22 protein-coding genes and 1 tRNA gene are annotated in these 19,263 nt (G+C 74.4%); 7 read left to right on the top strand and 16 right to left on the bottom strand.

Features of this window, described 5'->3' with window-relative positions; all coding sequences use genetic code 11:
• Positions 1-2: 2 nt before the first annotated feature.
• The 10 genes from IU369_RS02095 to IU369_RS02050 form a co-directional block, all read right to left on the bottom strand.
• Positions 3-1,430, bottom strand: a complete 1,428-nt coding sequence (locus IU369_RS02095; RefSeq protein ID WP_217922913.1) for a circularly permuted type 2 ATP-grasp protein — start codon at positions 1,428-1,430, stop codon at positions 3-5.
• Positions 1,431-1,467: 37 nt separating this feature from the next.
• Positions 1,468-2,673, bottom strand: coding sequence for an MFS transporter (locus tag IU369_RS02090; protein ID WP_217922912.1), 1,206 nt, complete (start codon positions 2,671-2,673; stop codon positions 1,468-1,470).
• 208 nt (positions 2,674-2,881) lie between these two features.
• A complete protein-coding gene (groL, locus tag IU369_RS02085; protein WP_217922911.1) occupies positions 2,882-4,513 on the bottom strand; it encodes a chaperonin GroEL in 1,632 nt (543 codons plus the stop codon).
• Between the two features lie 4 nt (positions 4,514-4,517).
• Positions 4,518-4,829, bottom strand: coding sequence for a co-chaperone GroES (groES, locus tag IU369_RS02080; RefSeq protein WP_217924318.1), 312 nt, complete (start codon positions 4,827-4,829; stop codon positions 4,518-4,520).
• 67 nt (positions 4,830-4,896) lie between these two features.
• The gene (locus IU369_RS02075; protein WP_217922910.1) at positions 4,897-5,259 is read right to left on the bottom strand and encodes an ASCH domain-containing protein; all 363 of its coding nucleotides are present in this window, start codon (positions 5,257-5,259) and stop codon (positions 4,897-4,899) included.
• Between the two features lie 37 nt (positions 5,260-5,296).
• Positions 5,297-5,770 (bottom strand): NUDIX hydrolase, encoded by a 474-nt coding sequence (locus tag IU369_RS02070; protein ID WP_217922909.1) that lies wholly within the window; start codon positions 5,768-5,770, stop codon positions 5,297-5,299.
• Between the two features lie 94 nt (positions 5,771-5,864).
• Positions 5,865-6,971 (bottom strand): hypothetical protein, encoded by a 1,107-nt coding sequence (locus tag IU369_RS02065; protein WP_217922908.1) that lies wholly within the window; start codon positions 6,969-6,971, stop codon positions 5,865-5,867.
• A 110-nt stretch (positions 6,972-7,081) separates the two neighbouring features.
• On the bottom strand, positions 7,082-7,981 hold the full coding sequence (gene rsgA / locus IU369_RS02060; RefSeq protein WP_217922907.1) for a ribosome small subunit-dependent GTPase A: 900 nt from the start codon (positions 7,979-7,981) through the stop codon (positions 7,082-7,084).
• Positions 7,978-8,550, bottom strand: coding sequence for an orotate phosphoribosyltransferase (gene pyrE / locus IU369_RS02055; RefSeq protein ID WP_217922906.1), 573 nt, complete (start codon positions 8,548-8,550; stop codon positions 7,978-7,980). Before pyrE ends, rsgA begins: the two co-directional genes overlap by 4 nt.
• A gap of 42 nt (positions 8,551-8,592) precedes the next feature.
• Entirely contained in the window at positions 8,593-8,781 is a 189-nt protein-coding gene (locus tag IU369_RS02050; protein ID WP_217922905.1) for a hypothetical protein, read from the bottom strand.
• A 141-nt stretch (positions 8,782-8,922) separates the two neighbouring features.
• On the opposite strand from IU369_RS02050, the gene IU369_RS02045 reads away from it, so the two are divergent.
• On the top strand, positions 8,923-9,195 hold the full coding sequence (locus IU369_RS02045) for a NifU N-terminal domain-containing protein (protein WP_217922904.1): 273 nt from the start codon (positions 8,923-8,925) through the stop codon (positions 9,193-9,195).
• A complete protein-coding gene (locus IU369_RS02040) occupies positions 9,192-9,425 on the top strand; it encodes a hypothetical protein (protein WP_217922903.1) in 234 nt (77 codons plus the stop codon). Before IU369_RS02045 ends, IU369_RS02040 begins: the two co-directional genes overlap by 4 nt.
• 43 nt (positions 9,426-9,468) lie before the next feature.
• Here IU369_RS02040 and IU369_RS02035 read toward each other — a convergent pair whose 3' ends face one another.
• The 3 genes from IU369_RS02035 to IU369_RS02025 are packed head-to-tail and all read right to left on the bottom strand — an operon-like array spanning position 9,469 to position 12,869.
• Complete coding sequence (locus IU369_RS02035) at positions 9,469-10,833, bottom strand: TrpB-like pyridoxal phosphate-dependent enzyme (RefSeq protein WP_217922902.1); 1,365 nt, start codon at positions 10,831-10,833, stop codon at positions 9,469-9,471.
• A 3-nt stretch (positions 10,834-10,836) separates the two neighbouring features.
• The gene (locus IU369_RS02030; protein ID WP_217922901.1) at positions 10,837-12,195 is read right to left on the bottom strand and encodes a sensor histidine kinase; all 1,359 of its coding nucleotides are present in this window, start codon (positions 12,193-12,195) and stop codon (positions 10,837-10,839) included.
• On the bottom strand, positions 12,192-12,869 hold the full coding sequence (locus IU369_RS02025) for a response regulator transcription factor (protein WP_217922900.1): 678 nt from the start codon (positions 12,867-12,869) through the stop codon (positions 12,192-12,194). The genes IU369_RS02030 and IU369_RS02025 overlap by 4 nt, the downstream gene beginning before the upstream one ends.
• 106 nt (positions 12,870-12,975) lie before the next feature.
• Here IU369_RS02025 and IU369_RS02020 point away from each other — a divergent pair, with 106 nt between their 5' ends.
• Complete coding sequence (locus IU369_RS02020; protein ID WP_217922899.1) at positions 12,976-13,905, top strand: DMT family transporter; 930 nt, start codon at positions 12,976-12,978, stop codon at positions 13,903-13,905.
• Here IU369_RS02020 and IU369_RS02015 read toward each other — a convergent pair whose 3' ends face one another.
• The gene (locus IU369_RS02015; protein ID WP_217922898.1) at positions 13,906-14,361 is read right to left on the bottom strand and encodes a hypothetical protein; all 456 of its coding nucleotides are present in this window, start codon (positions 14,359-14,361) and stop codon (positions 13,906-13,908) included.
• A gap of 94 nt (positions 14,362-14,455) precedes the next feature.
• Between IU369_RS02015 and IU369_RS02010 the strand changes: the two genes are divergently transcribed.
• Positions 14,456-14,528 (top strand) — tRNA-Phe (locus IU369_RS02010).
• Between the two features lie 312 nt (positions 14,529-14,840).
• Here IU369_RS02010 and IU369_RS02005 read toward each other — a convergent pair.
• Positions 14,841-14,993: a hypothetical protein gene (locus tag IU369_RS02005; RefSeq protein WP_217922897.1), complete on the bottom strand. Its 153-nt coding sequence runs from the start codon at positions 14,991-14,993 to the stop codon at positions 14,841-14,843.
• A gap of 8 nt (positions 14,994-15,001) precedes the next feature.
• A complete protein-coding gene (locus IU369_RS02000) occupies positions 15,002-15,733 on the bottom strand; it encodes a hypothetical protein (protein WP_217922896.1) in 732 nt (243 codons plus the stop codon).
• Positions 15,734-15,846: 113 nt separating this feature from the next.
• Between IU369_RS02000 and IU369_RS01995 the strand changes: the two genes are divergently transcribed.
• The 3 genes from IU369_RS01995 to IU369_RS01985 all read left to right on the top strand — a co-directional run bounded on the left by IU369_RS01995 (position 15,847) and on the right by IU369_RS01985 (position 19,227).
• The gene (locus IU369_RS01995) at positions 15,847-16,479 is read left to right on the top strand and encodes a VOC family protein (protein WP_217922895.1); all 633 of its coding nucleotides are present in this window, start codon (positions 15,847-15,849) and stop codon (positions 16,477-16,479) included.
• A complete protein-coding gene (ilvA, locus tag IU369_RS01990; protein WP_217922894.1) occupies positions 16,476-17,768 on the top strand; it encodes a threonine ammonia-lyase IlvA in 1,293 nt (430 codons plus the stop codon). Before IU369_RS01995 ends, ilvA begins: the two co-directional genes overlap by 4 nt.
• Positions 17,769-17,901: 133 nt before the next feature.
• A complete protein-coding gene (locus IU369_RS01985) occupies positions 17,902-19,227 on the top strand; it encodes an APC family permease (RefSeq protein WP_217922893.1) in 1,326 nt (441 codons plus the stop codon).
• The last annotated feature ends 36 nt before the right edge of the window (positions 19,228-19,263 follow it).

Genomic DNA, 19,263 nt, shown 5'->3' with positions numbered 1-19,263 from the left:
CGTCATCTCGACAGGACCCAGGTGTCCTTGCTGCCCCCGCCCTGCGACGAGTTCACGACCAGCGACCCGTCGCGCAACGCGACCCGGGTCAGCCCGCCGGGGACGACGACGGGGTGGTCGCCGTAGAGCACGAACGGGCGCAGGTCGACGTGGCGTCCCTGGAAGCGGTCGCCCACCAGCACCGGCGCACGCGAGAGCTTGATCGTCTCCTGGGCGATGTAGCCGCGCGGGTTGGCCCGCACCCGCTTGGCGAAGGCCTGGCGCTCGCCGGGCGTGGCGTGGGGGCCGATAAGCATGCCGTAGCCGCCGGCGCCGTCGACGGCCTTCACGACGAGGGTGTCGAGGTTGGCGAGGGCGTGCTCCCGCTCGTCCTCGCGCTCCAGGAGGTACGTCGGCACCTGCTCCAGGATCGGCTCCTCGTCGAGGAAGTACCGGATGATCCCCGGCACGTACGCGTAGACGGCCTTGTCGTCGGCCACCCCGGTGCCGACGGCGTTGCAGACGGCGACGCGGCCCTCGCGGCAGACCTGCATCAGCCCGGCGACGCCGAGCAGGGAGTCGGCGATCAGCGACGCGGGGTCGAGGAACCCGTCGTCGATGCGGCGGTAGATCACGTCGACCCGCTCGCGTCCTGCGGTGGTGCGCAGGTAGACGCGGCGGTCGCGCACCGTCAGGTCGCGGCCCTCGACGAGGGGCACGCCCATCTGCTGCGCGAGGAACGAGTGCTCGTAGTAGGCGGCGTTCGCCGGTCCCGGCGTCAGCACGACGACGCGGGGCGACTCGCGGCCCTCCGGCGCGGACGCCATGAGCGCCGACAGCAGCAGGAAAGGCGCGTGGCCGACGGGCTCGACGTGGTGGTCGGTGAAGGCCTCGGGGAACGCGCGGCGCATGAACGCCCGGTTCTGGACGACGTAGGAGAGGCCCGAGGGACACCGGAGGTTGTCCTCCAGCACGCGCCAGACGCCGTCGTCGTCGCGGACCAGGTCGACGCCCGCGACGTGGACGAAGCGCCCGAGGGGCGGGGTGATCCCCACCATCTCGCGCACGTAGCCCTCGCACGTGGAGACCAGGCGGTTCGGCACGACGCCCGCCGCCACGGAGCTGCGCTCGCCGTAGATGTCGGCGATGAACATGTCGAGGGCCCGCACCCGCTGGGCGAGGCCCCGCTGCAGCACGGCCCACTCGTCGGCGGGGATCAGCCGGGGGAGCAGGTCGAACGGGAAGGGCTGCTCGCGCCCGCCGTGGGCGAAGGTGATGCCCTGGGTCAGGTAGGCGCGGTCGACCAGCGCGGAGCGGGCGGCGAACGTCGCGGGACGCAGGGCGCGGAGGCCGTCGAAGAGGCGCTCGTAGGCGGCGCGGGGGACGTCGGGCCCTTCGAACATCTCGTCGAAGAAGCCGTCGGTCGTGTAATCCGTGAACAACTGCGACACGGGACCCCCTTCACCCACATCCGGGGTGGTGACGCTATCAGCGTGGCGGCGCGGGTCCCCTTGGCCCGGCGGCCAAAGCACCCGCGCCGGGCGCGACCGGTCCGTCGCCCGACGTGGCCCGCAGGCCGGCCGTCGCCCAGGCGGCGGTGGCGCCGACGAGGACGGCGCCGGCGATCATGGCCCCCAGGAACGGCATCGTCGCCGCGGCCGCCGCCCCGACGAGCGGCCCGACGGCGTACCCGGCGGAGTAGACGACGGTGAGGATCGCGGCGGACAGCCCGTAGTTGCCGGCGAGCCCGGCCTCGTCGACGGCCTCCGTGAGGACGGGGCCCGACGAGGCGCCCATCGTCCCGAAGCCGAGGCCCATCACGAAGAGCGCGCACGTCACCCAGGCCGCGGGGCCGATGGCGAGCAGGGGGAGGCTCGCGGCGAGCACCGCACCCCCGACGGCGACGGGAGCGACGCGGCCGGAGCGGTCCGACCACCGGCCCGCGAGCGGCGCGGCGACCATGTTGCCGAGCAGGCTGGCGGCGAAGACCACGCCGATCGCCGACGCCGACAACCCGAGGCGGTCCTCCAGGTCGAGCGGGACGAGGGGCTCGATCAGGGCGAGGGCGCCGGACACCGCGGCGAGGGCCCCGGCGGCGGCGCGCGCCCGGCGGCGCGACATGACCGCCCGGATGCCCACGAAGACGCGGGTGGGCACGGCTCCGGGGCGGCGGGTCTCGGGCACGAGCAGCGCGGGGACGACGAGCAGCGCGGGGAGGGCGGCCGCCATCAGGAAGGTGGCGTCGGTGCCGACGAGGTCGATCAGGACCCCGCCGACGATGGGGCCGAGCAGCCCGAAGCCGCCGCCGGCGGTCTGCGCGAGGCCGATCCGCAGGCCGAGGTCGCGGGTCGGGAAGACGTCCGAGATCGCCGCGATGCCGGCGGTCCAGGCCGCGCCGGCGGCGACGCCCTGGGCGCCGCGGGCGACGGTCAGCATCGCCCCGCCCTCGGTGACGGCGAACAGCAGGGTCGCGAGGGTCAGCAGCACCGTCGCCGCGATGATCAGGGGGCGGCGGCCGAGGCGCTCCACCAGGCCCGCCGTCGCGAGGGCCGTGAGGAGCTGGGCGATCGGGAAGGCCGCGAAGATCAGGGCGGCCTGGGCGTCGGACAACCCGTCGCGCTCGGCGAACTCGGGGAGCGCCGGCACCACCATCGTGAACAGCAGCGTGTCGACCGCGATGAGGGCGGTCGCCATCCAGAACACGATCGTGCGCCGCGGGTGCGCGGAGGGGGGCGCCGTCATCGTCACCTCCCGGGCGCCGTCGGCACGCGCCCCCTGGGCGGCCTCCGGAACGCGGCCGTGGTGTCCAGGCTAGCGCGGGCCGGGCGCTGTGGCCCGTCGACGACGACGGGGGCCCCGCAGGGCCCCCGTCGCAGACTCACATCCGGCGTGTGCCGGGTGCTTACATCATGCCGCCCATGCCGCCCATGCCGCCCATGTCGGGCATGCCGCCACCGCCGCCCTCCTCGGGCTTGTCGGCGACGACGCACTCGGTGGTGATGATGTTCTTCGCGATCGACGCGGCGTTCTGGAGCGCCGAACGCGTCACCATCGCGGGGTCGATGATCCCGGCCTTCACCAGGTCCACGTACTCCCCCGTGTCCACGTTCAAGCCGATACCCGGCTTGCGGCCCTTCACCTCGCCCACCACGACCGACCCCTCCAGGCCGGCGTTCTCGGCGAGCTGACGCAGCGGCTCCTCCAAGGCACGGCGCACGATGTTCGCACCCGTCGCCTCATCGCCCGACAGCTCCAGGCCATCCAGGGCCTTGATGGAGTTCACCAAGACGACGCCGCCACCGGGGACGACACCCTCCTCGAGCGCCGCGCGGGTCGCCTGCAGGGCGTCCTCCACCCGGTGCTTCTTCTCCTTCATCTCCGTCTCGGTCGCCGCACCCACCTTCACGACCGCGACACCGCCCGCCAACTTCGCCAGGCGCTCCTGCAGCTTCTCACGGTCGAAGTCCGAGTCGGTCGTCTCGATCTCCGCCTTGATCTGCTTGATGCGGCCCTTGATGTCCTCCGGGTCGCCGGCACCGTCGATGATGGTGGTCGCGTCCTTGGAGATCACCACCCGCCGGGCCTTCCCCAACTGGGTGATCTGGGTGTTCGCCAACTTCAGACCCATCTCCTCGGCGATCACCTCGCCACCGGTCAGGATCGCGATGTCCTCGAGCATCCGCTTACGCCGATCCCCGAAACCGGGGGCCTTCACCGCGATACCCGTGAACGTCCCACGCAGCTTGTTCACGATCAGGGTCGCCAACGCCTCACCCTCGACGTCCTCGGCGATGATCAGAAGCGGCCGGCCCTGGCCGATGACCTGCTCCAACAGCGGCAGGATGTCCTGCACCGAGGAGATCTTCCCGCCATGGACCAGCAGGAACGGGTCGTCGAGGACGGCCTCCATCCGGTCCTGGTCGGTGACCATGTACGGCGACATGTAGCCACGGTCGAACTGCATCCCCTCCGTGAACTCGAGGTCCATCCCGAAGGTCTGGCCCTCCTCCACGTTCACGACACCGTCCTTACCGACCTTCTCGATCGCGTCGGAGATGACATCGCCGATCTCACGGTCCCGGCTGGAGATCGCCGCGACACGGGCGATGTCCTCCTTACCCGACACCTCCTTCGACTGCTTGGCGATCTCCGCCACGACCCGCTCCACCGCAGCCTCGATACCGCGCTTCAACCCCATCGGGTTCGCACCCGCAGCGACGTTCTTCAGGCCCTCACGCACGATCGCCTGCGCCAACACCGTCGCCGTCGTGGTCCCGTCACCCGCCACATCGTTCGTGGCGGTCGCGACCTCACGCACAAGCTGGGCACCCTGGTTCTCGAAGACGTCCTCGACCTCGATCTCACGAGCGATCGTCACACCATCATTCGTGATCGTCGGGGCACCGAACTTCTTGTCGAGCACCACATACCGGCCCTTCGGACCGAGAGTCACCTTCACCGCATCAGCAAGGGTGTTCACACCACGCTCGAGGGCCCGACGGGCGTCCTCGTTGAACTTGATGAGCTTCGGCATGTCTCTAGACCGCCTTCGCGAGGATGTCGGACTCCCGGAGGATCAGGAGGTCCTGACCGTCGATCTTCACTTCGGTGCCGCCGTACTTGGAGTAGATGACCTCGTCGCCCTCGGCGACCAGGAGCGGCACCCGCTGGCCGTCCTCGTACCGGCCGGAGCCGACGGCGAGGACCCTGCCGCGCTGCGGCTTCTCGGCGGCGGTGTCGGGCAGGACCAGTCCGCTGGCGGTGACCTGCTCAGCCTCGATGGACTGGACGACGACGCGGTCGCCCAAGGGCTGCAAGTTCAAAGCACTTCCCCCTACTTGGCACTCAATGATGTTGAGTGCCAAAAGATGCCACCCGGGCCGCCCCGGCGCAAGCCGGGACCGCCCGGGGACGCGCCTACTTGAGCGAGGGGAACTCGATGACCTCGGAGAAGTGGATCACCGAGACGTTGTCGTCGAGGGCGACCTCGCGCGAGTAGATGTGGGACAGGAAGTGGAGGGTGTCCTCGACGAGGCGGAACTCGGGGTTGTCGCGCTCGATCTCCCGCTGGGTGAGCTCGCGGACGGGCTTGACGGTGACGTCGTCGATGATCGCCGTGAAGATGCGCTGCCGCGGCCCGTGCCGATGGCCGACGGTGACCCAGACCAGCTGGCCCTTCTTGTACTTGTGCGCCTTGTCCCCGAGCCGGATGGTCGCGGTCTTCCGACCCTTGCGCAGCTGGTCGATGAACAGGGGCGAGTAGAAGTTCAGCGCGTACACGGACGTCCTCGGGGCGCGGGTGGCAGGCGGGCGCGGCTCAGCCCCGGGAGGAGGGCGGCGGTGCCTCCCCGCCACCGTAACCCGTCGCATCGACCCAGGCGAGTGCGCGGCGCATCACGCTCCGCTCGCCGGGGTACGTCAACGCCCCCGGCGCCCGTGCCACCGGCACCAGGGTGACGCCCTCGACCTCGCCGTCGTGGTGGGCGGGCGACCCCGCCCGGTACTCCAGCAGGAAGAACGACACTTGCTTCGCGACCCGCGCGCCCTGGGCGCGCGACCAGAAGACGTAGGAGATCTCCTCGAGCGGGGCGAGCACCCGGCCGGAGAGGCCCGTCTCCTCGCGGGTCTCCCGGAGGGCGGTCTCGTGGGGCTCCTCCCCCGCCTCCATGTGGCCCTTCGGCAGGCCGAGGATCCCCCCGCCGCGGAGGCGGATGAGGGCGACGAGCAGGGCGGGGCCGATGCGCAGGAGCAGCACGCCGCCGGCGGACCGCTCGGTGATGACGCGGGTCATCGGGCCCCGCGCAGGGGCCGCCCGGACCGGGGGCGCCGGTCCGGCGGGCCACCGGGGCGCCGCCGGACGGCGGCGCCCCCCTGCGCGCGGGCGGCTACTTGCCGCCGAAGAGGCGCTTGAGGAAGCCGATGAAGCCGCCGGCTTCGGCCGGGGCCTCCGCCGACGCGGCGGGGGCGGGGGCGCTGCCCGCGCCCTCGGACGCCGCGGCGCCGTTCGAGGCGGTCGCCGCGGGCGGCGGCGCGGACGTGCCGCTGTCGCCGACCCACTTCTCGAGGGCCTCCCAGCCGGTGCCGCCCGCCGGGGCCGCGCCCGGGACCGAGGAGGACGCCGGGGCGTCCGCCGCCGGGGTCGCCGCGGATGCGCCGCCGGGGCCGGAGCCCGAGCCGACCCACTTCTCCAGGGCCTCCCAGCCGGTGCCGCCCGCCGGAGCCGCGCCCGGGACCGAGGAGGACGCCGGGGCGTCCGCCGCCGGGGTCGCCGCGGCCGCGCCGCCGGCCGAGCCGCCGACCCACTTCTCCAGGGCCTCCCAACCGGTCTTCCCGGAGGGGGACGCCGGGGCGGACGCCCCGCCACCGGAGCCGCCGCCCACCCACTTCTCGAGGGCCTCCCAGCCGGTGCCGCCCGCCGGGGCCGCGCCCGGGACCGAGGAGGACGCCGGGGCGGCGGAGGCGCCGCCGCCGGACCCGCCGCCGACCCACTTCTCCAGGGCCTCCCAACCGGTCTTCCCGGTCGCGGCCGCCGCGGGGGCGGCGGCCGACGAGGACCCGCCGGAGCCCCCGCCGATCCACTTCTCCAAGGCCTCCCAGCCCGTCTTGCCCGTCGCCGCCGGGGCCGCGGACGCGCCGCCGCCGGACCCGCCGCCGACCCACTTCTCCAGGGCCTCCCAGCCGGTCTTGCCGGTCGCGGCCGCCGCGGGGGCGGCGGCCGACGAGGACCCGCCGGAGCCCCCGCCGACCCACTTCTCCAAGGCCTCCCAGCCCGTCTTGCCCGTCGCCGCCGGGGCCGCGGACGCGCCGCCGCCGGACCCGCCGCCGACCCACTTCTCCAGGGCCTCCCAACCGGTCTTGCCGGTCGCGGCCGCCGCGGGGGCGTCGCCGGACGCGGAGCCACCCGACCCGCCGACCCACTTCTCCAGCGCCTCCCAGCCGGTGGTCTGGGCCCCTCCGGCGATCGGGGGCAGGAAACGTCGAGGACGACTCATGAACTCTTCCTCCGGCGGGTTTCGGTCACGGGATAGCGGGACGGCTTCGTGCCGTGCGGCACGAACTTAAGGCCTGGCTCCATACAAGGTCAAGGAACGCGGAGGCCCGTCTACCGCATCGTGGCGAGGATCCGCCGGTAGCTCGCGAGGCGCTCGTCGCTCACCGCGCCCTCGACCGCGCACCCGGCGTCGCCGTCGTGCGCGCACCCGCGGAACCGGCATCCCCGCGCCGCCGCGGCGATCTCGGGGAACCCGGCCTCGAGCCGCGCCCGGTCCATCGCGGGGAGGTGGAAGGTCCGTACCCCGGCCGTGTCGACGACGGCCCCGCCGCCCGGCATCGGGATCACCCGCGGGTCGCTCGTGGTGTGGCGACCGGTGCCGGCCTTCTCGCTGACCGCGCCGACCGCCCGCTGCACGCCCGTCAGCCCGCGCGTGAGGGTCGACTTGCCGACCCCGGAGTGGCCGGCGAGCACCGCGGTGCGGCCGTCGATGAGGTCGCGGACGGCGGCGGCGAGGGCCGGCTCCCGCGCGACGCCGGTGAGGACGGGGTACCCGATGTCGCGGTAGACCCCGAGCAGCGCGTCGAGCTCCGCGGCGTCGTGCGGCAGGTCGATCTTCGTGACGACGACCGCCGCCTCCATGCCCCCGACCTCCGCCGCCACCAGGTAGCGGTCGATGAGGCGGGCGCTGAGCGGCGGGTCGGCGGCGGCGGCCATGATCACGACGAGGTCGGCGTTCGCGACGATCGCCCGCGGCTTCCCCCCCGGCCGCTCACCGCGCTCCAGCACCGTCGTCCGGGGCGCGACCCCGATCACGGTCGGCGCGGCGGCGTCGGCGTCGCTGGGGCGCAGCAGCACCCGGTCGCCGGCCACGGCCGGCCCGCCCGGCATGCGCGGGCGCAGCCGCGCCTCCCGCTCCTCGCCCTCCACCCACAACGTCGCCGTCGGCCCCGAGACGCGCACGACCACGGCCTCCCGTGTCGCGGCGACCGCCCGGGGTGTCCGGCTCACGCTCCCGGGCGCCCCGTCTCGAGCAGCTCGGCGGACGTGTAGAGCGCATGGAGCGGGGCTCCGTCGAGCGCGGCCTCGGCGACCTCGCGGCCGCCCTCGCCGCGGTCGATCACGACGGACGCCGCGACCACGACCCCGCCGGCCTGACGCGCCTTCTCGACGGCGGCGACGAGCGACCCCCCGCTCGTGAGGACGTCGTCGACGACGGCGACGGGGGTGCCCTCCTCGATGAACGGACCCTCGATCCACTGCTGGAGGCCGTGCTTCTTGGCCTCCTTGCGCACGAAGAAGCCCGTCACCCGGCGGCCGCCGGCCCATGCCGTGGCGCTCACTGCGCACACCAGCGGGTCCGCGCCGAGGGTCAGCCCGCCGACGGCGGCGGGTCCCGCGGGGGCGAGGTGGTCCCACATGAGGCGCCCCGCGAGCGCGGCGCCCTCCGGGTCGAGCAGCACCTGGCGCGCGTCGAAGTAGTACGAGGACCGCCGCCCCGACGAGAGCATCACGGACTCCCGCACGAGCGCGTGCTCGCGCAGCAGGGTGGCCAGGCGGGTGCGGGGATCGTCGCTCACGCCGGGCATCCTACCCGCGGCGCCGGGGGCGCCGCGGGTGGACTACCGGTCCCGCCGGTGGCCGGTGCCCTCGCAGGGCGCGCAGACGACGGGGAGGTAGACGTTCGCGGTGTCGCAGTCCATCGGCTCGAGGATGGAGCCGGTCCCGAAGCACCAGGCGCAGAGGTCGGGGGCCTGGACGGGGACGGTGGCCGGCGGGGTCCCGCGACGCAGGCGCGGGTCGATCGACATCGCCATGGCGGTACCTTTCACGAGGGGCCCACCCGAGGGCCCTGTATTCCCTCATCGGCTCCGGCGCCCCGGACCCGACCCGCGGGCATCCCCCGCACGAGTGATCATTCCGGCGAGAATCCACGAGAGGAACAGCGCGACATGGACGTGACGCCCGAGGGGACGCCCAACCCCAACGCGGTCAAGTTCACGCTCGACCGGCCGGCCGTGGAGGGCCGCGGGCAGACCTTCCGCGCGGGCTCCGACCCGGCGGACTCACCGCTCGGGGCGCGGATCTTCGCCCTCGACGGGGTGACGAACGTCTTCGCGACCTCGAACTTCGTGAGCGTCACGAAGGAGGACGACGTGAGCTGGGACGAGCTCGTCCCCCAGGTCATCGCGCAGCTCGAGGCCCACTTCGAGGGTGACGCGTGAGCCCGACCGGGGTCATCTTCTCGTACCTGATCGGGTTGATCTTCGCCGTCGGCGGCGTGGTGTTCCTGATCGGCCTCGACGACAACCGCTTCCTCTACGGCATCCCCTACCTGCTGATCGGCGTCGTGATCATCGGCGGGGTCGCCGCCAGCCAGCGCCGCGCCCGGCGCAAGGCCGAGGAGGAGGACGACGCCCCGCCGCCCGGCGGCGGGCACCGCAGCCCGTACTGACCGGCGCGCCCCCCGGCCCGCGGCCGGGGGGCGGGCACGGAGGTCAGCCGAGGGCCGGGAGGCCCTCCATCTCGGCGGCGGCGCGGTCGAGCTCCTCCTGGGGGAGCTCGATGTCGGTCATCGTCCCCGACAGGTACGCGTCGTAGGCGGCCATGTCGAAGTTGCCGTGGCCGCAGAGGTTGAAGAGGATCGTCCGCTCGACGCCCTCCTCCTCGGCGCGCGCGACCTCCTCCACCACCGCGCGGATCGCGTGGGACGGCTCGGGGGCCGGCACGATCCCCTCCGCACGGGCGAACCGCACGGCCTCGGCGAAGCACTCGGACTGGGTGTACGCCCGCGCCTCGACGAGACCCGTGTGGACGAGGTGCGACACGAGCGGCGCCATGCCGTGGTACCGCAGGCCGCCGGAGTGGATGGCGGGGGGCACGAACCCGTGGCCGAGGGAGTGCATGGCGAGCAGCGGGGTCATGCCCGCGGTGTCGCCGAAGTCGTAGCCGTAGTGGCCGCGGGTGAGGGTGGGGCACGCGGCGGGCTCGGCGGCGACGATCCGGATGTCGCTGCCGGCGGCCTTGTCGGCGAGGAACGGGAAGGCGAGGCCCGCGAAGTTCGACCCGCCCCCGACGCAGCCGATGACGACGTCGGGCTCGGCGCCCGCCATCGCGAGCTGCGCCCGCGCCTCCTGGCCGACGACGGTCTGGTGCAGCAGCACGTGGTTGAGGACGCTGCCGAGCGCGTAGTTCGTGTCGTCGCGGGTCGCGGCGTCCTCGACGGCCTCGCTGATCGCGATGCCGAGGCTGCCGGTGCTGTCGGGGGTGGCCTCGAGGATCGCCCGCCCGGCGGCCGTGTCGGGTGACGGGCTCGCGACGATCTCACCGCCCCACGTGCGGATCATCGACTGGCGGTACGGCTTGCTGTCGAACGAGGCGCGCACCATGAACACCTTGCAGGTGATGCCGAACAGCCCGCAGGCGAACGCGAGGGCGGAGCCCCACTGGCCGGCGCCGGTCTCGGTGGCGAGGCGGGTGACCCCCTCCTCGCGGTTGTAGTAGGCCTGCGGCACGGACGTGTTCGGCTTGTGGCTGCCCGCGGGGCTGACGCCCTCGTACTTGTAGAAGATGCGGCACGTGGTCCCGAGGGCCCGCTCCAGGCCGAGCGCGCGGTGCAGGGGGGTGGGGCGCCACATCGAGTAGATCTCGCGGACGGGGTCCGGGATGGGGATCCAGCGCTCCCCGCTGACCTCCTGCTCGATGAGCGCCATCGGGAAGATCGGCGAGAGGTCGTCCGGGCCGATCGGCTGCCCGGTCCCCGGGTGGAGGGGGGGCGGGGGCATCGACGACAGGTCGGCGGCGACGTTGTACCACCGGGTCGGTATCGCGTCCTCGGACAGCAGATAGCGGCGCTGGGCCACCGCTCACCCCCGTGTCGTGGGCTGGTCGAGCGTCGAGCCTACCCTGGGCCGGCGCGGCGGCGCGACCGCGCGGGCCGGCAGCCAGAGGGTGAAGGTGGAGCCGGTGCCGGGGACGCTGCGGACGGTGACGCGCCCCCCGAGCAGGGTCGCGAGGCGGCGCACGATCGACAGGCCGAGCCCGGACCCGCCGGGACGCTGCCGCCCGGACTGGACGCGGTAGAGGCGGTCGAAGATGTAGGGGATGTGCTCCGGCGGGATGCCGATGCCGGTGTCGCTCACGGCGATCCCCGCCTGGCCGGGGGCGGCGACCGGGTGGAGGTGCACGAATCCGCCGGGGGGCGTCGCCCGGATGGCGTTGGTGATGAGGTTGGCGAGGATCGTCTCGACGTGCGCCGGGTCGGCGCGCGCGATGAGGTGCCCCTCGGGGGGGTGCAGCGAGACGCCGGCGGCGCGGGCGTCGGCGGCGAGGCGCGCGACGGCGTCCCGGCCGGCGTCCATGAGGTCGATGTCGGCGGTCTCGACGGGGGGGTCGAGGTCGAGCCAGGTGAGCTGCTGCAGGTCCCGCACCAGCTCGCGCAGGCGGGCGGCCTCCGCCCGGATGAAGTCGGCGGACTCGGCGCGGTCCTCCGGTGTCGCCGCGGTCCCGTCGGACAGCGCCTGGGCGAAGCCCTCGATCGCGGTGACCGGCGTCCGCAGCTCGTGGGCGACGTCGGCGAGGAACTCGCGCTGGCGGACGTCCGCGGCCTCGAGCCGCGCCGTCATGCGGTTGAAGGCCTGGGCGAGGCGGCCGAGCTCGTCGTCGGTCTCGGCGACGCGCACGTCGAGGTGGCCGCGGGTGACGGCCTCGGCGCTGTCCGCCAGGTCCCGGACGGAGGCGCGCAGGCGGGAGCCGACCCCGACGGCGAGCCCCCAGATCAGGCCGCCGGTGCCGACCAGCCCGATCGCGAGGAGCGCGACGAACACCCAGTCGGTGAAGAGGCCCGCCGACGGGTCGGGCCGTTCGAGCAGCACCTCCAGGTCGCCGCGGCGGGCGGTGGCGGACGCCTCCAGGTCGGAGACGGGGACGTTCCAGTGCACCGCCACACCGGACACCCGCACGACGAGGCGGGCGTCGCCGATGTAGCGCTGCGCCTCGCGGGCGCTCGCCGCGGCGTTCTCGAGGCCGCTGCGTTCGATCTGGCGGGCGATGGAGTCGGCCTGCTGGTGCAGCGCCGCCTCGACCTCGTCCCGGGCCCGCGCCTGCACGAAGCCCACGAAGACGACCTGCACGACGAGGAACACGGCGAGGAGGGCGATGCCGATCGCCAGGGCGACGCGGGCCTGGATGCTCCTCGGCCGGAGCCGGCGGAGCGCGTCCCTCACGAGGGCTCCAGCCGGTAGCCGACCCCCCGAACGGCCACGATCCCGATCCCGTCCCCGAGCTTGCGCCGCAGGTTCGCGACGTGGACGTCGACGGTCTTGCCGCCGACGGCCGACTGGTAGCCCCAGACCTTCTCCAGCAGCCGCTCGCGGGTGTAGACGACCCGCGGGTGGGCGGCGAGCTCGGCGAGCAGGTCGAACTCGAGGCGGGTGAGGTCGACCTCCTCCCCGTCGAGGGTGACGCGGCGGCTCGACGGCTCCAGCACGGCGGGGCCGGCGCGGAGGAGGCGCCCGGGGTCGGGGGGCGCGCCGACCCGGCGCATCACGGCCTTCACGCGCGCGACGACCTCGATCGGGGAGAACGGCTTGACGACGTAGTCGTCGGCGCCCAGCTCGAGGCCGGTGATGCGGTTCGCCTCGTCGCTGCGGGCGGTGATCATGATGACGGGCGTCTGGCCCATCTCGCGGAGGCGGCGGCAGACCTCGTAGCCGTCCATCTCGGGGAGCATCAGGTCGAGGAGGACCAGGTCGATCCCGCCCCGGCGCACCTGCTCGAGGGCCGTCTCGCCGTCGGGCGCCTCCGCCACGGTGAACCCGGCGTCGGTCAGGTAGAGCCGCAACAGGCGGCGGATCGCGCGCTCGTCGTCGACCACCAGCACGTGACCGCGGCTCGCCATCCTCCCGATGATAGTCGCCTCCGGCGTCACCGCCGACCACCCGCGGGGCCCGGCGCCGGGCGGTCGACCAGACTCGCCCCTCCGCCCGCCGCCCCCCGGAGGCCGCGTGAGACCCCGGCACGTCCTGATGCTCGTCCTGCTGTCCGCCGTCTGGGGCGCCTCCTACCTGTTGATCGCGGAGGCGGCCGAGGGCATGCCGGAGTCGCTGGTGGTGCTGGGGCGGACGGGGCTGGCGGCGCTGACGCTCGGGATCCTGATCGCGGTGCGCGGCGGCGAGGCGCGGGCCGCCCTCGGGGTGGTGCGGCGGCGGCCGGGGTGGGCGGTGGTGCTGGGGTTCGTGGCGATCGCGTTGCCGTTCATGCTCATCACCTTCGGCGAGCGGACGGTCCCGACGGGCCTGTCCGCGACCCTGATCGCCGCGGCGCCGATCTTCATCGCGATCCTCGCCCCGGTGCTCGACCGCTCGCAGGTGATGTCCCCCGCCCAGTGGACGGGGCTGCTGATCGGGCTCGGCGGGGTGGCGCTGCTGGTGGGGGTGGAGCAGGTCGGCAGCACCGGGGAGTTGCTCGGCGGCCTCGCGATGATCGGCGCCGCCGCGAGCTACGCGCTGTCGGGGTTCGTGCTGACGCGCCGCTACCCGGGTGTGCCGCCGGTGGTGACGACGTTCACGTCGGTCGCGGCGGCGGCGGTGCTGACCGTGCCGGCGGTGGTGGTGCAGCCCCCGGACCACGTGCCGGGCCTCGGCCCGGTGCTCGCGGTGGTCGCCCTGGCGGTGGTGGGGACGGCGTGGGCGTTCGTCGTGTACTTCCGCCTGATCGCGGAGATCGGCTACGGCCGGGCGTCGGTCGTGGCGTACACGATCCCCCCGGTCGCCCTCGCCTACGGCTGGGCGCTGCGCGACGAGCGCATCACGGCCGCCACGGTCGCCGGCGGGGTGCTGATCCTGCTGGGCGTGTGGCTCACCGCCCGCGGCGGGGCGCGTGCGCGGCGCGACGCGGTCCCCGTCGCCCCGGAGGCGGCGGTCCCGCCCCGCTAGCTAGTCGGTCGCGCCGCCGGCGACGAGGAAGACGCGGGTGCCGGTCGCGCGGACGGAGGGGAGGCGCGGGTTGCGGGCGGTGATCGTCCACCGGAAGCGGTAGAGGCCCGGCCCCCACGACTCCGGGATCCGGAGGTTGCTCGACTCGGTGTACCGGCCGGCGGGCTCCGGGGGGAAGCTCTTGGACCGCACGTCGAGGCGCTCCCCCGTGACGGCGTCCTCGAACACGAAGACGTGGCCGGTGCCGATGCGGGGCGCCCCGGTCACGCGGTAGGCGACCTCGAAGCGGTACTCGGCGCCGGCGCGCGCCGCGAAGACCGGCTCGCGGTCGCGGGGCTGGGCCTCGGGGGTGAGCAGCCGGACGGTGCCGGGCTCCAGCCGGAGCGCCGCGGCCGCCGGACCCGCGAACGCCCCGACGAGGGCCACCGTGAGGCAGGCGAGGAGCAGGCGGCGCATCGCGGCGATGATACCCCGCCCCCGCGGGCGGGCTTGAATCGCCCTGGGGCGGGCCCTACCGTTCCGGGACCCCCCGGCCCGGCCGGGCGGGCGCGGCGGGATAGCTCAGTTGGTAGAGCACACGACTGAAAATCGTGGTGTCCCCAGTTCGAATCTGGGTCCCGCCACTCCGAAAGGCCCGCTGATGCGGGCCTTTTTCGCGGTTGGACGGAATCGCCCCGGCCGCGGTGGATGCGTCTCACACGGTGCCCGGATCGGGCGGCCGCGCGCCATCGGCTCCGGGTCGGGGACCGGCCCTCCGGCCGTCGCCGACGGCCGGAGGGCGCTCCGCGGCTTCATGCGGTCGGGCTGCGGCGGGACCGGGGTCACCGGGACGCAGGCCCCGAGGGTGGCGGCGCGGTCGGCGACGAACCCGGGCTCCTTCGTGTCGAGGGCCCCGTGCCCGGCCACGGTCGGTCGTGCGCTCCCGACCATCCCGTTCATGCCTCCTGCGCCATCTCCACGCACCTGCGGTGGCTCTCGTCGCGCGCCACCCCGCGGCCGATGAGGTCACGGCGGCGGCCGGTCTGCCGCACGACGGACCGGGGCGGCCGCCCGGGGAACCCGCCGAGCGCCCACGGTTCGGTGCCCATGAACCACGTCACGGCGACGAGCCGCCCCGTGGCGTCGTGGCCGGCCGCCGCCGGCGTGTCGCCGTCGCCGTACCCGTTGCCGAAGATGACGAGCCGGCTGCCCCGGGACCCGCGAAGGCGAGGCAGGGACGGTCCTCGAGGATCCATTCCCGCTGCACCTCCGAGGCTGCCTCGCCGTACGACTCGACGGCCGCCGCCGCCTCCGGCGCGCCGATGGCTCCCATCCCGCCGTCGGTACCGAAGCCGAAACGCTCGTCCTCGGTCCAGCGGACGGGGCGGCGGCCGGGCTCCAGCACGAGCTGCGCGAAGGCGGCCCGCTCACCACCGTCGCGGAAGCGCGCGAGGAAGAGGAACCACCTCGCACGTCGTGGCGGCCCCAGGTCGGTCACGGTCCCGTCCCACCCCAGGTACTCCCCACCGTTCTCGAACACGCGGCCCGACGGCAGAGGCAGGTCGACCCGCACGACGCGCCACCCCATGTGGCCCCGCGTCGGCTCCATGTCGAGGATCTCCCCGCGCCTCGGCTGTCGTGGACGGGCGTACGCGCCCTCGCCGCCCTCCGCCGTGGGACACGCGGCACGGTCCACCATGGACGTGTCGACGGGACGCTGCGCCCATTCGGGTGGCGCGGTCGGGGCGTCCCGCCCGAAGTAGACCGACGCCACCGCGAGCACGACGAGCGCCCACGATGCGGCCGCCCCCGAGGGCCCGCGCCACCACTGCCGTCGAAGGGGATCCACCCCGAGGTCGTCGGCACCACGCGGCGCATCCATGACGCCCGCAGGCCCGCGGGACCCACGCCGTCCCCATCGGGCACGATGGGTCGACCGACGGCATCCGGGGAGGGCGCACGATGGACAACGAGGGGTTCGTCATCGACCACGTCATCTACGGGGTCGTCGACGTCGACGCCGCCGCGGCGCGCCTGCGCGAGGAGCACGGCCTCGGGTCGGTGGCCGGTGTCCCGCACCTCGGCGGGACCGCCAGCCGGATCGTGCCGCTCGGGCCCGAGTGCTTCCTCGAGCTGCTCGGCGTCGCGGACACGGGCAGGGACGACGGCGCATGGCTCGCCGCGACGCTGCAGGGCGAGGACCGCGTGCTGTGGTGGTGCCTCGGGGTCGCCGACCTCGACGAGACGGCGCGCCGGCGCGGGCTGCCCCTGCGCGTCGGGCAGGCGAACCCCGATCGCGACAGCCTCACGTTCCGCAGCGCCGGCATGCCGCAGTACCCGCTGCCGTTCTTCCTCTCGCTCGTCGGGGACCCCGAGGACCGCCACCGGATCCAGCGGGAGCGGTACGAGGCCGCCGGCCACACCTGCGCGCCGACCGGGTACACCTTCGTCGAGGTCGGCGACCACCAGCCGGTGCTCGAGGGCTGGCTCGGCCCCGACCACGGCCTGCCGATCCGCTACGCGCCCCCACCGGCGCGCCGGGGCATCCACGCCTGCGGCATCGCGACCGCCGAGGGGGAGATCGTCCTGCGGTGACACCGGACCCCACCCCCGGCGCCCCGCCTCCCCCGCCGCCCGCGCCGCCCGCACCGGTCGACGCCGCGGCCGTCGACGCCGCCGCCGCCCGGCTGGAGGGCGTCGCGCTGCGCACCCCGCTCACGTTCAGCGGGCGGCTGTCGGCGGCGACCGGCGCCCAGGTCTGGCTGAAGCGGGAGGACCTCCGGCCCGTCCGCTCCTACAAGCTGCGCGGCGCCTACAACCTGATGGCGCAGATCGAAGCCCGCGAGGCCGGCGTGGTCTGCGCCAGCGCCGGCAACCACGCGCAGGGCGTCGCCCACGCCTGCGCCACCCTCGGCGTCCGCGGCCGGGTCTACCTGCCCCGCACCACCCCGCGGCAGAAGCGGGAGCGCATCGCCGCGCTCGGCGGCCGCTGGGTCGAGGTCGTCATCCGGGGCGACGCCTACGACGACGCCCACGCCGCGGCCCTCGCCGACGCCCGCGCCACCGGCGCCCACCTCGTCCCCGCCTTCGACGACCCGCGCACCATCGCCGGGCAGGGGACCGTCGCCCGCGAGATCGTCGACCAGCTCGGCCACGCACCCGACCTGATCGTCGCCCCCGTCGGCGGGGGCGGGCTCCTCGCCGGCATGGCGACATGGCTCGGCGAGCGTGCCCCCACCGTCACGCTCACCGGCGTCGAGCCCGCCGGCGCCGCCGCGATGGCCGCGGCCCTGCGCGCCGGCGCGCCCGTCGACCTCGAGACGCTCGACCCGTTCGTCGACGGCGCCGCCGTCCGCCGCGCCGGGGACCTCACCCACCCCGTCGTCCGCGACAGCGGCGCGACCGTCACCGAGGTCGACACCGGCGCCGTCTGCGCCGAGATGCTCGCGCTCTACCAGGTGGACGGCGTCATCGCGGAGCCCGCCGGGGCCCTCGCGTCGGCGGCGCTCGGCCGGGTGGTGCACCCGGCGCCGGGGGCCGTGACGGTCTGCGTGCTGTCCGGCGGCAACAACGACGTCAGCCGCTACAGCGAGATCATCGAGCGCGCCCTCGTCTTCGAGGGCCTCAAGCACTACTTCCTCGTCGACTTCCCCCAGGAGCCGGGGATGCTGCGGCGCTTCCTCGACGAGGTCCTCGGCCCCGACGACGACATCACGCTCTTCGAGTACGTGAAGCGCAACAACCGCGAGACCGGGCCGGCGCTCGTCGGCATCGAGGTCGGCCGCCCCGGCGACGTCGTCGGCCTGCGCGCCCGGATGGACGCCAGCCCCCTCCACATCGAGCCGGTCGACCCGGCGGGGCCGCTCTTCCGCTTCCTGCTCTGACGGGGCGCCCGTCGGCGGCTGACCGGGGTCCGCGCGGCCGCGCCCTCACCCGGGTGAACGGGGTTCCGCCGGGTCCACCCACACCGTGGGGCCCGGACGATGCCCCCGACCAGCGTCATGGGAGGGGGTGGGGATGAGGGGCACCGTGCCCGAGCCGGAGGCGCCGCCGCGGCGGATGACGGCGCGCGGTGCGTTGTTCCTGGGCGTCGGCGCCATGATCGGCGCCGGCATCTTCGCCCTGCTCGGCGAGGCCGGCGCCGTCGCGGGCTCGGCCGTCTGGCTCTCGTTCCTGCTCGGCGGGCTCGTCGCAGTGCTGCTCGGGTACACGTGCGCGAAGCTCGGCGTCCGCTTCCCGAGCTCGGGCGGCCTGATCACCTACCTGGTGGAGGGGTTCGGCGTCGGGCGCCTCGTCGGCGTGGCGTCGTGGCTCGGCTACATCGCGGCGATCGTCATCGTCTGCTCGATGGTCGCGGTCTCCTTCGGGAGCTACGCGACGTCGCTCTTCGTCGGCGACGAGCCGGCGGCCTGGTGGGACAACGTCTTCACCTCCGCGCTCGTGGTCGTGATGGTCGCCGTGAACATGGTCGGCGCGACGTTCGTCGCCCGGGCGCAACAGGTGATCGTCACGGGCGTCCTGATCGTCTTCGCGGTGTTCATCTGCGTGACGATCACCGACATCGACGTGGACCTCCTGGCGTTCTCGGGCTACCCGGACGTGTCCGACATCATCGCCAGCGTCGCGCTGACGTTCTTCGCGTACCTCGGCTTCAACGTCATCACCTTCACCGCGGGCGACCTCGCCGACCCGGGCCGCGACCTCCCGCGGGCGATGTTCGGCGCCCTCGGCATCACGGCCACGGTCTACGTGCTGATCGCCATCGGCGTGTTCGGGACGCTGACGGTCACGGAGGTCGTCGGCTACGGCGAGACGGCGATCGCCGAGGCAGCGCGGCCCGCGTTGGGCGACGCCGGCTTCGTCGTCATGGCCGTCGCCGCGCTCCTGTCGACTGCGGGTGCGACCAACGCGACCCTCTACGCGGCGTCGAACCTCACCGCGATGCTCGCGTCGCTCGCGCTGTTCCCGGCGGTGTTCTCCCCCGGATCCCGGCTCGGCCGCAAACCGGGCCTCCTGATCAGCGCCGCCCTGGTGCTCCTCGTCGCGAACCTGGTCGACCTCTCGTCGATCGCGTCGGTCGGGAGCGCGGTCGCGCTGATGATCTTCGTGCTCGTCGGGTTCGCCGGATGGCGACGGCGCGCCGACACCGGGAGCAACCCGGCGATCGTGGCCGCGGCGATCGGCCTGACGGTCGTCGTCCTCGCGTTCTTCGCGGTCGACACCCTCCGGGAGTCCCCGGAGACCTTCGTGGCGATCGTGGCCATCGCGGGGCTCGCGGTGGTGCTCGACCACCTGACGCGGGGCCGCGCCGCGGCGCCCGCGCAGGCGGGGGCGGGGTCGTGACGGCCCCGCGCGGTGGGCCCGGAACGTGGCCCGTCG

This window comes from Miltoncostaea oceani (assembly GCF_018141545.1).
In the GTDB taxonomy this organism is placed as follows: domain Bacteria; phylum Actinomycetota; class Thermoleophilia; order Miltoncostaeales; family Miltoncostaeaceae; genus Miltoncostaea; species Miltoncostaea oceani.
The sequence above is the reverse complement of the archived record's forward strand: the minus strand, read 5'-3'. Positions and strand labels throughout refer to the sequence as shown.

What these genes read in the sequence shown, in the direction of transcription:
- IU369_RS02090 (WP_217922912.1), bottom strand. Translation starts at nt 2,673, where the DNA reads ATGGCGACCGCCCTCATCGCGGTCGACACGCTGCTGTTCACGATGGTG.
- groL (WP_217922911.1), bottom strand. Translation starts at nt 4,513, where the DNA reads ATGCCGAAGCTCATCAAGTTCAACGAGGACGCCCGTCGGGCCCTCGAG.
- IU369_RS02070 (WP_217922909.1), bottom strand. Translation starts at nt 5,770, where the DNA reads ATGACCCGCGTCATCACCGAGCGGTCCGCCGGCGGCGTGCTGCTCCTG.
- IU369_RS02065 (WP_217922908.1), bottom strand. Translation starts at nt 6,971, where the DNA reads ATGAGTCGTCCTCGACGTTTCCTGCCCCCGATCGCCGGAGGGGCCCAG.
- IU369_RS02050 (WP_217922905.1), bottom strand. Translation starts at nt 8,781, where the DNA reads ATGTCGATCGACCCGCGCCTGCGTCGCGGGACCCCGCCGGCCACCGTC.
- IU369_RS02045 (WP_217922904.1), top strand. Translation starts at nt 8,923, where the DNA reads ATGGACGTGACGCCCGAGGGGACGCCCAACCCCAACGCGGTCAAGTTC.
- IU369_RS02025 (WP_217922900.1), bottom strand. Translation starts at nt 12,869, where the DNA reads ATGGCGAGCCGCGGTCACGTGCTGGTGGTCGACGACGAGCGCGCGATC.
- IU369_RS02015 (WP_217922898.1), bottom strand. Translation starts at nt 14,361, where the DNA reads ATGCGCCGCCTGCTCCTCGCCTGCCTCACGGTGGCCCTCGTCGGGGCG.
- IU369_RS02005 (WP_217922897.1), bottom strand. Translation starts at nt 14,993, where the DNA reads ATGGGCACCGAACCGTGGGCGCTCGGCGGGTTCCCCGGGCGGCCGCCC.
- IU369_RS01995 (WP_217922895.1), top strand. Translation starts at nt 15,847, where the DNA reads ATGGACAACGAGGGGTTCGTCATCGACCACGTCATCTACGGGGTCGTC.
- IU369_RS01985 (WP_217922893.1), top strand. Translation starts at nt 17,902, where the DNA reads ATGAGGGGCACCGTGCCCGAGCCGGAGGCGCCGCCGCGGCGGATGACG.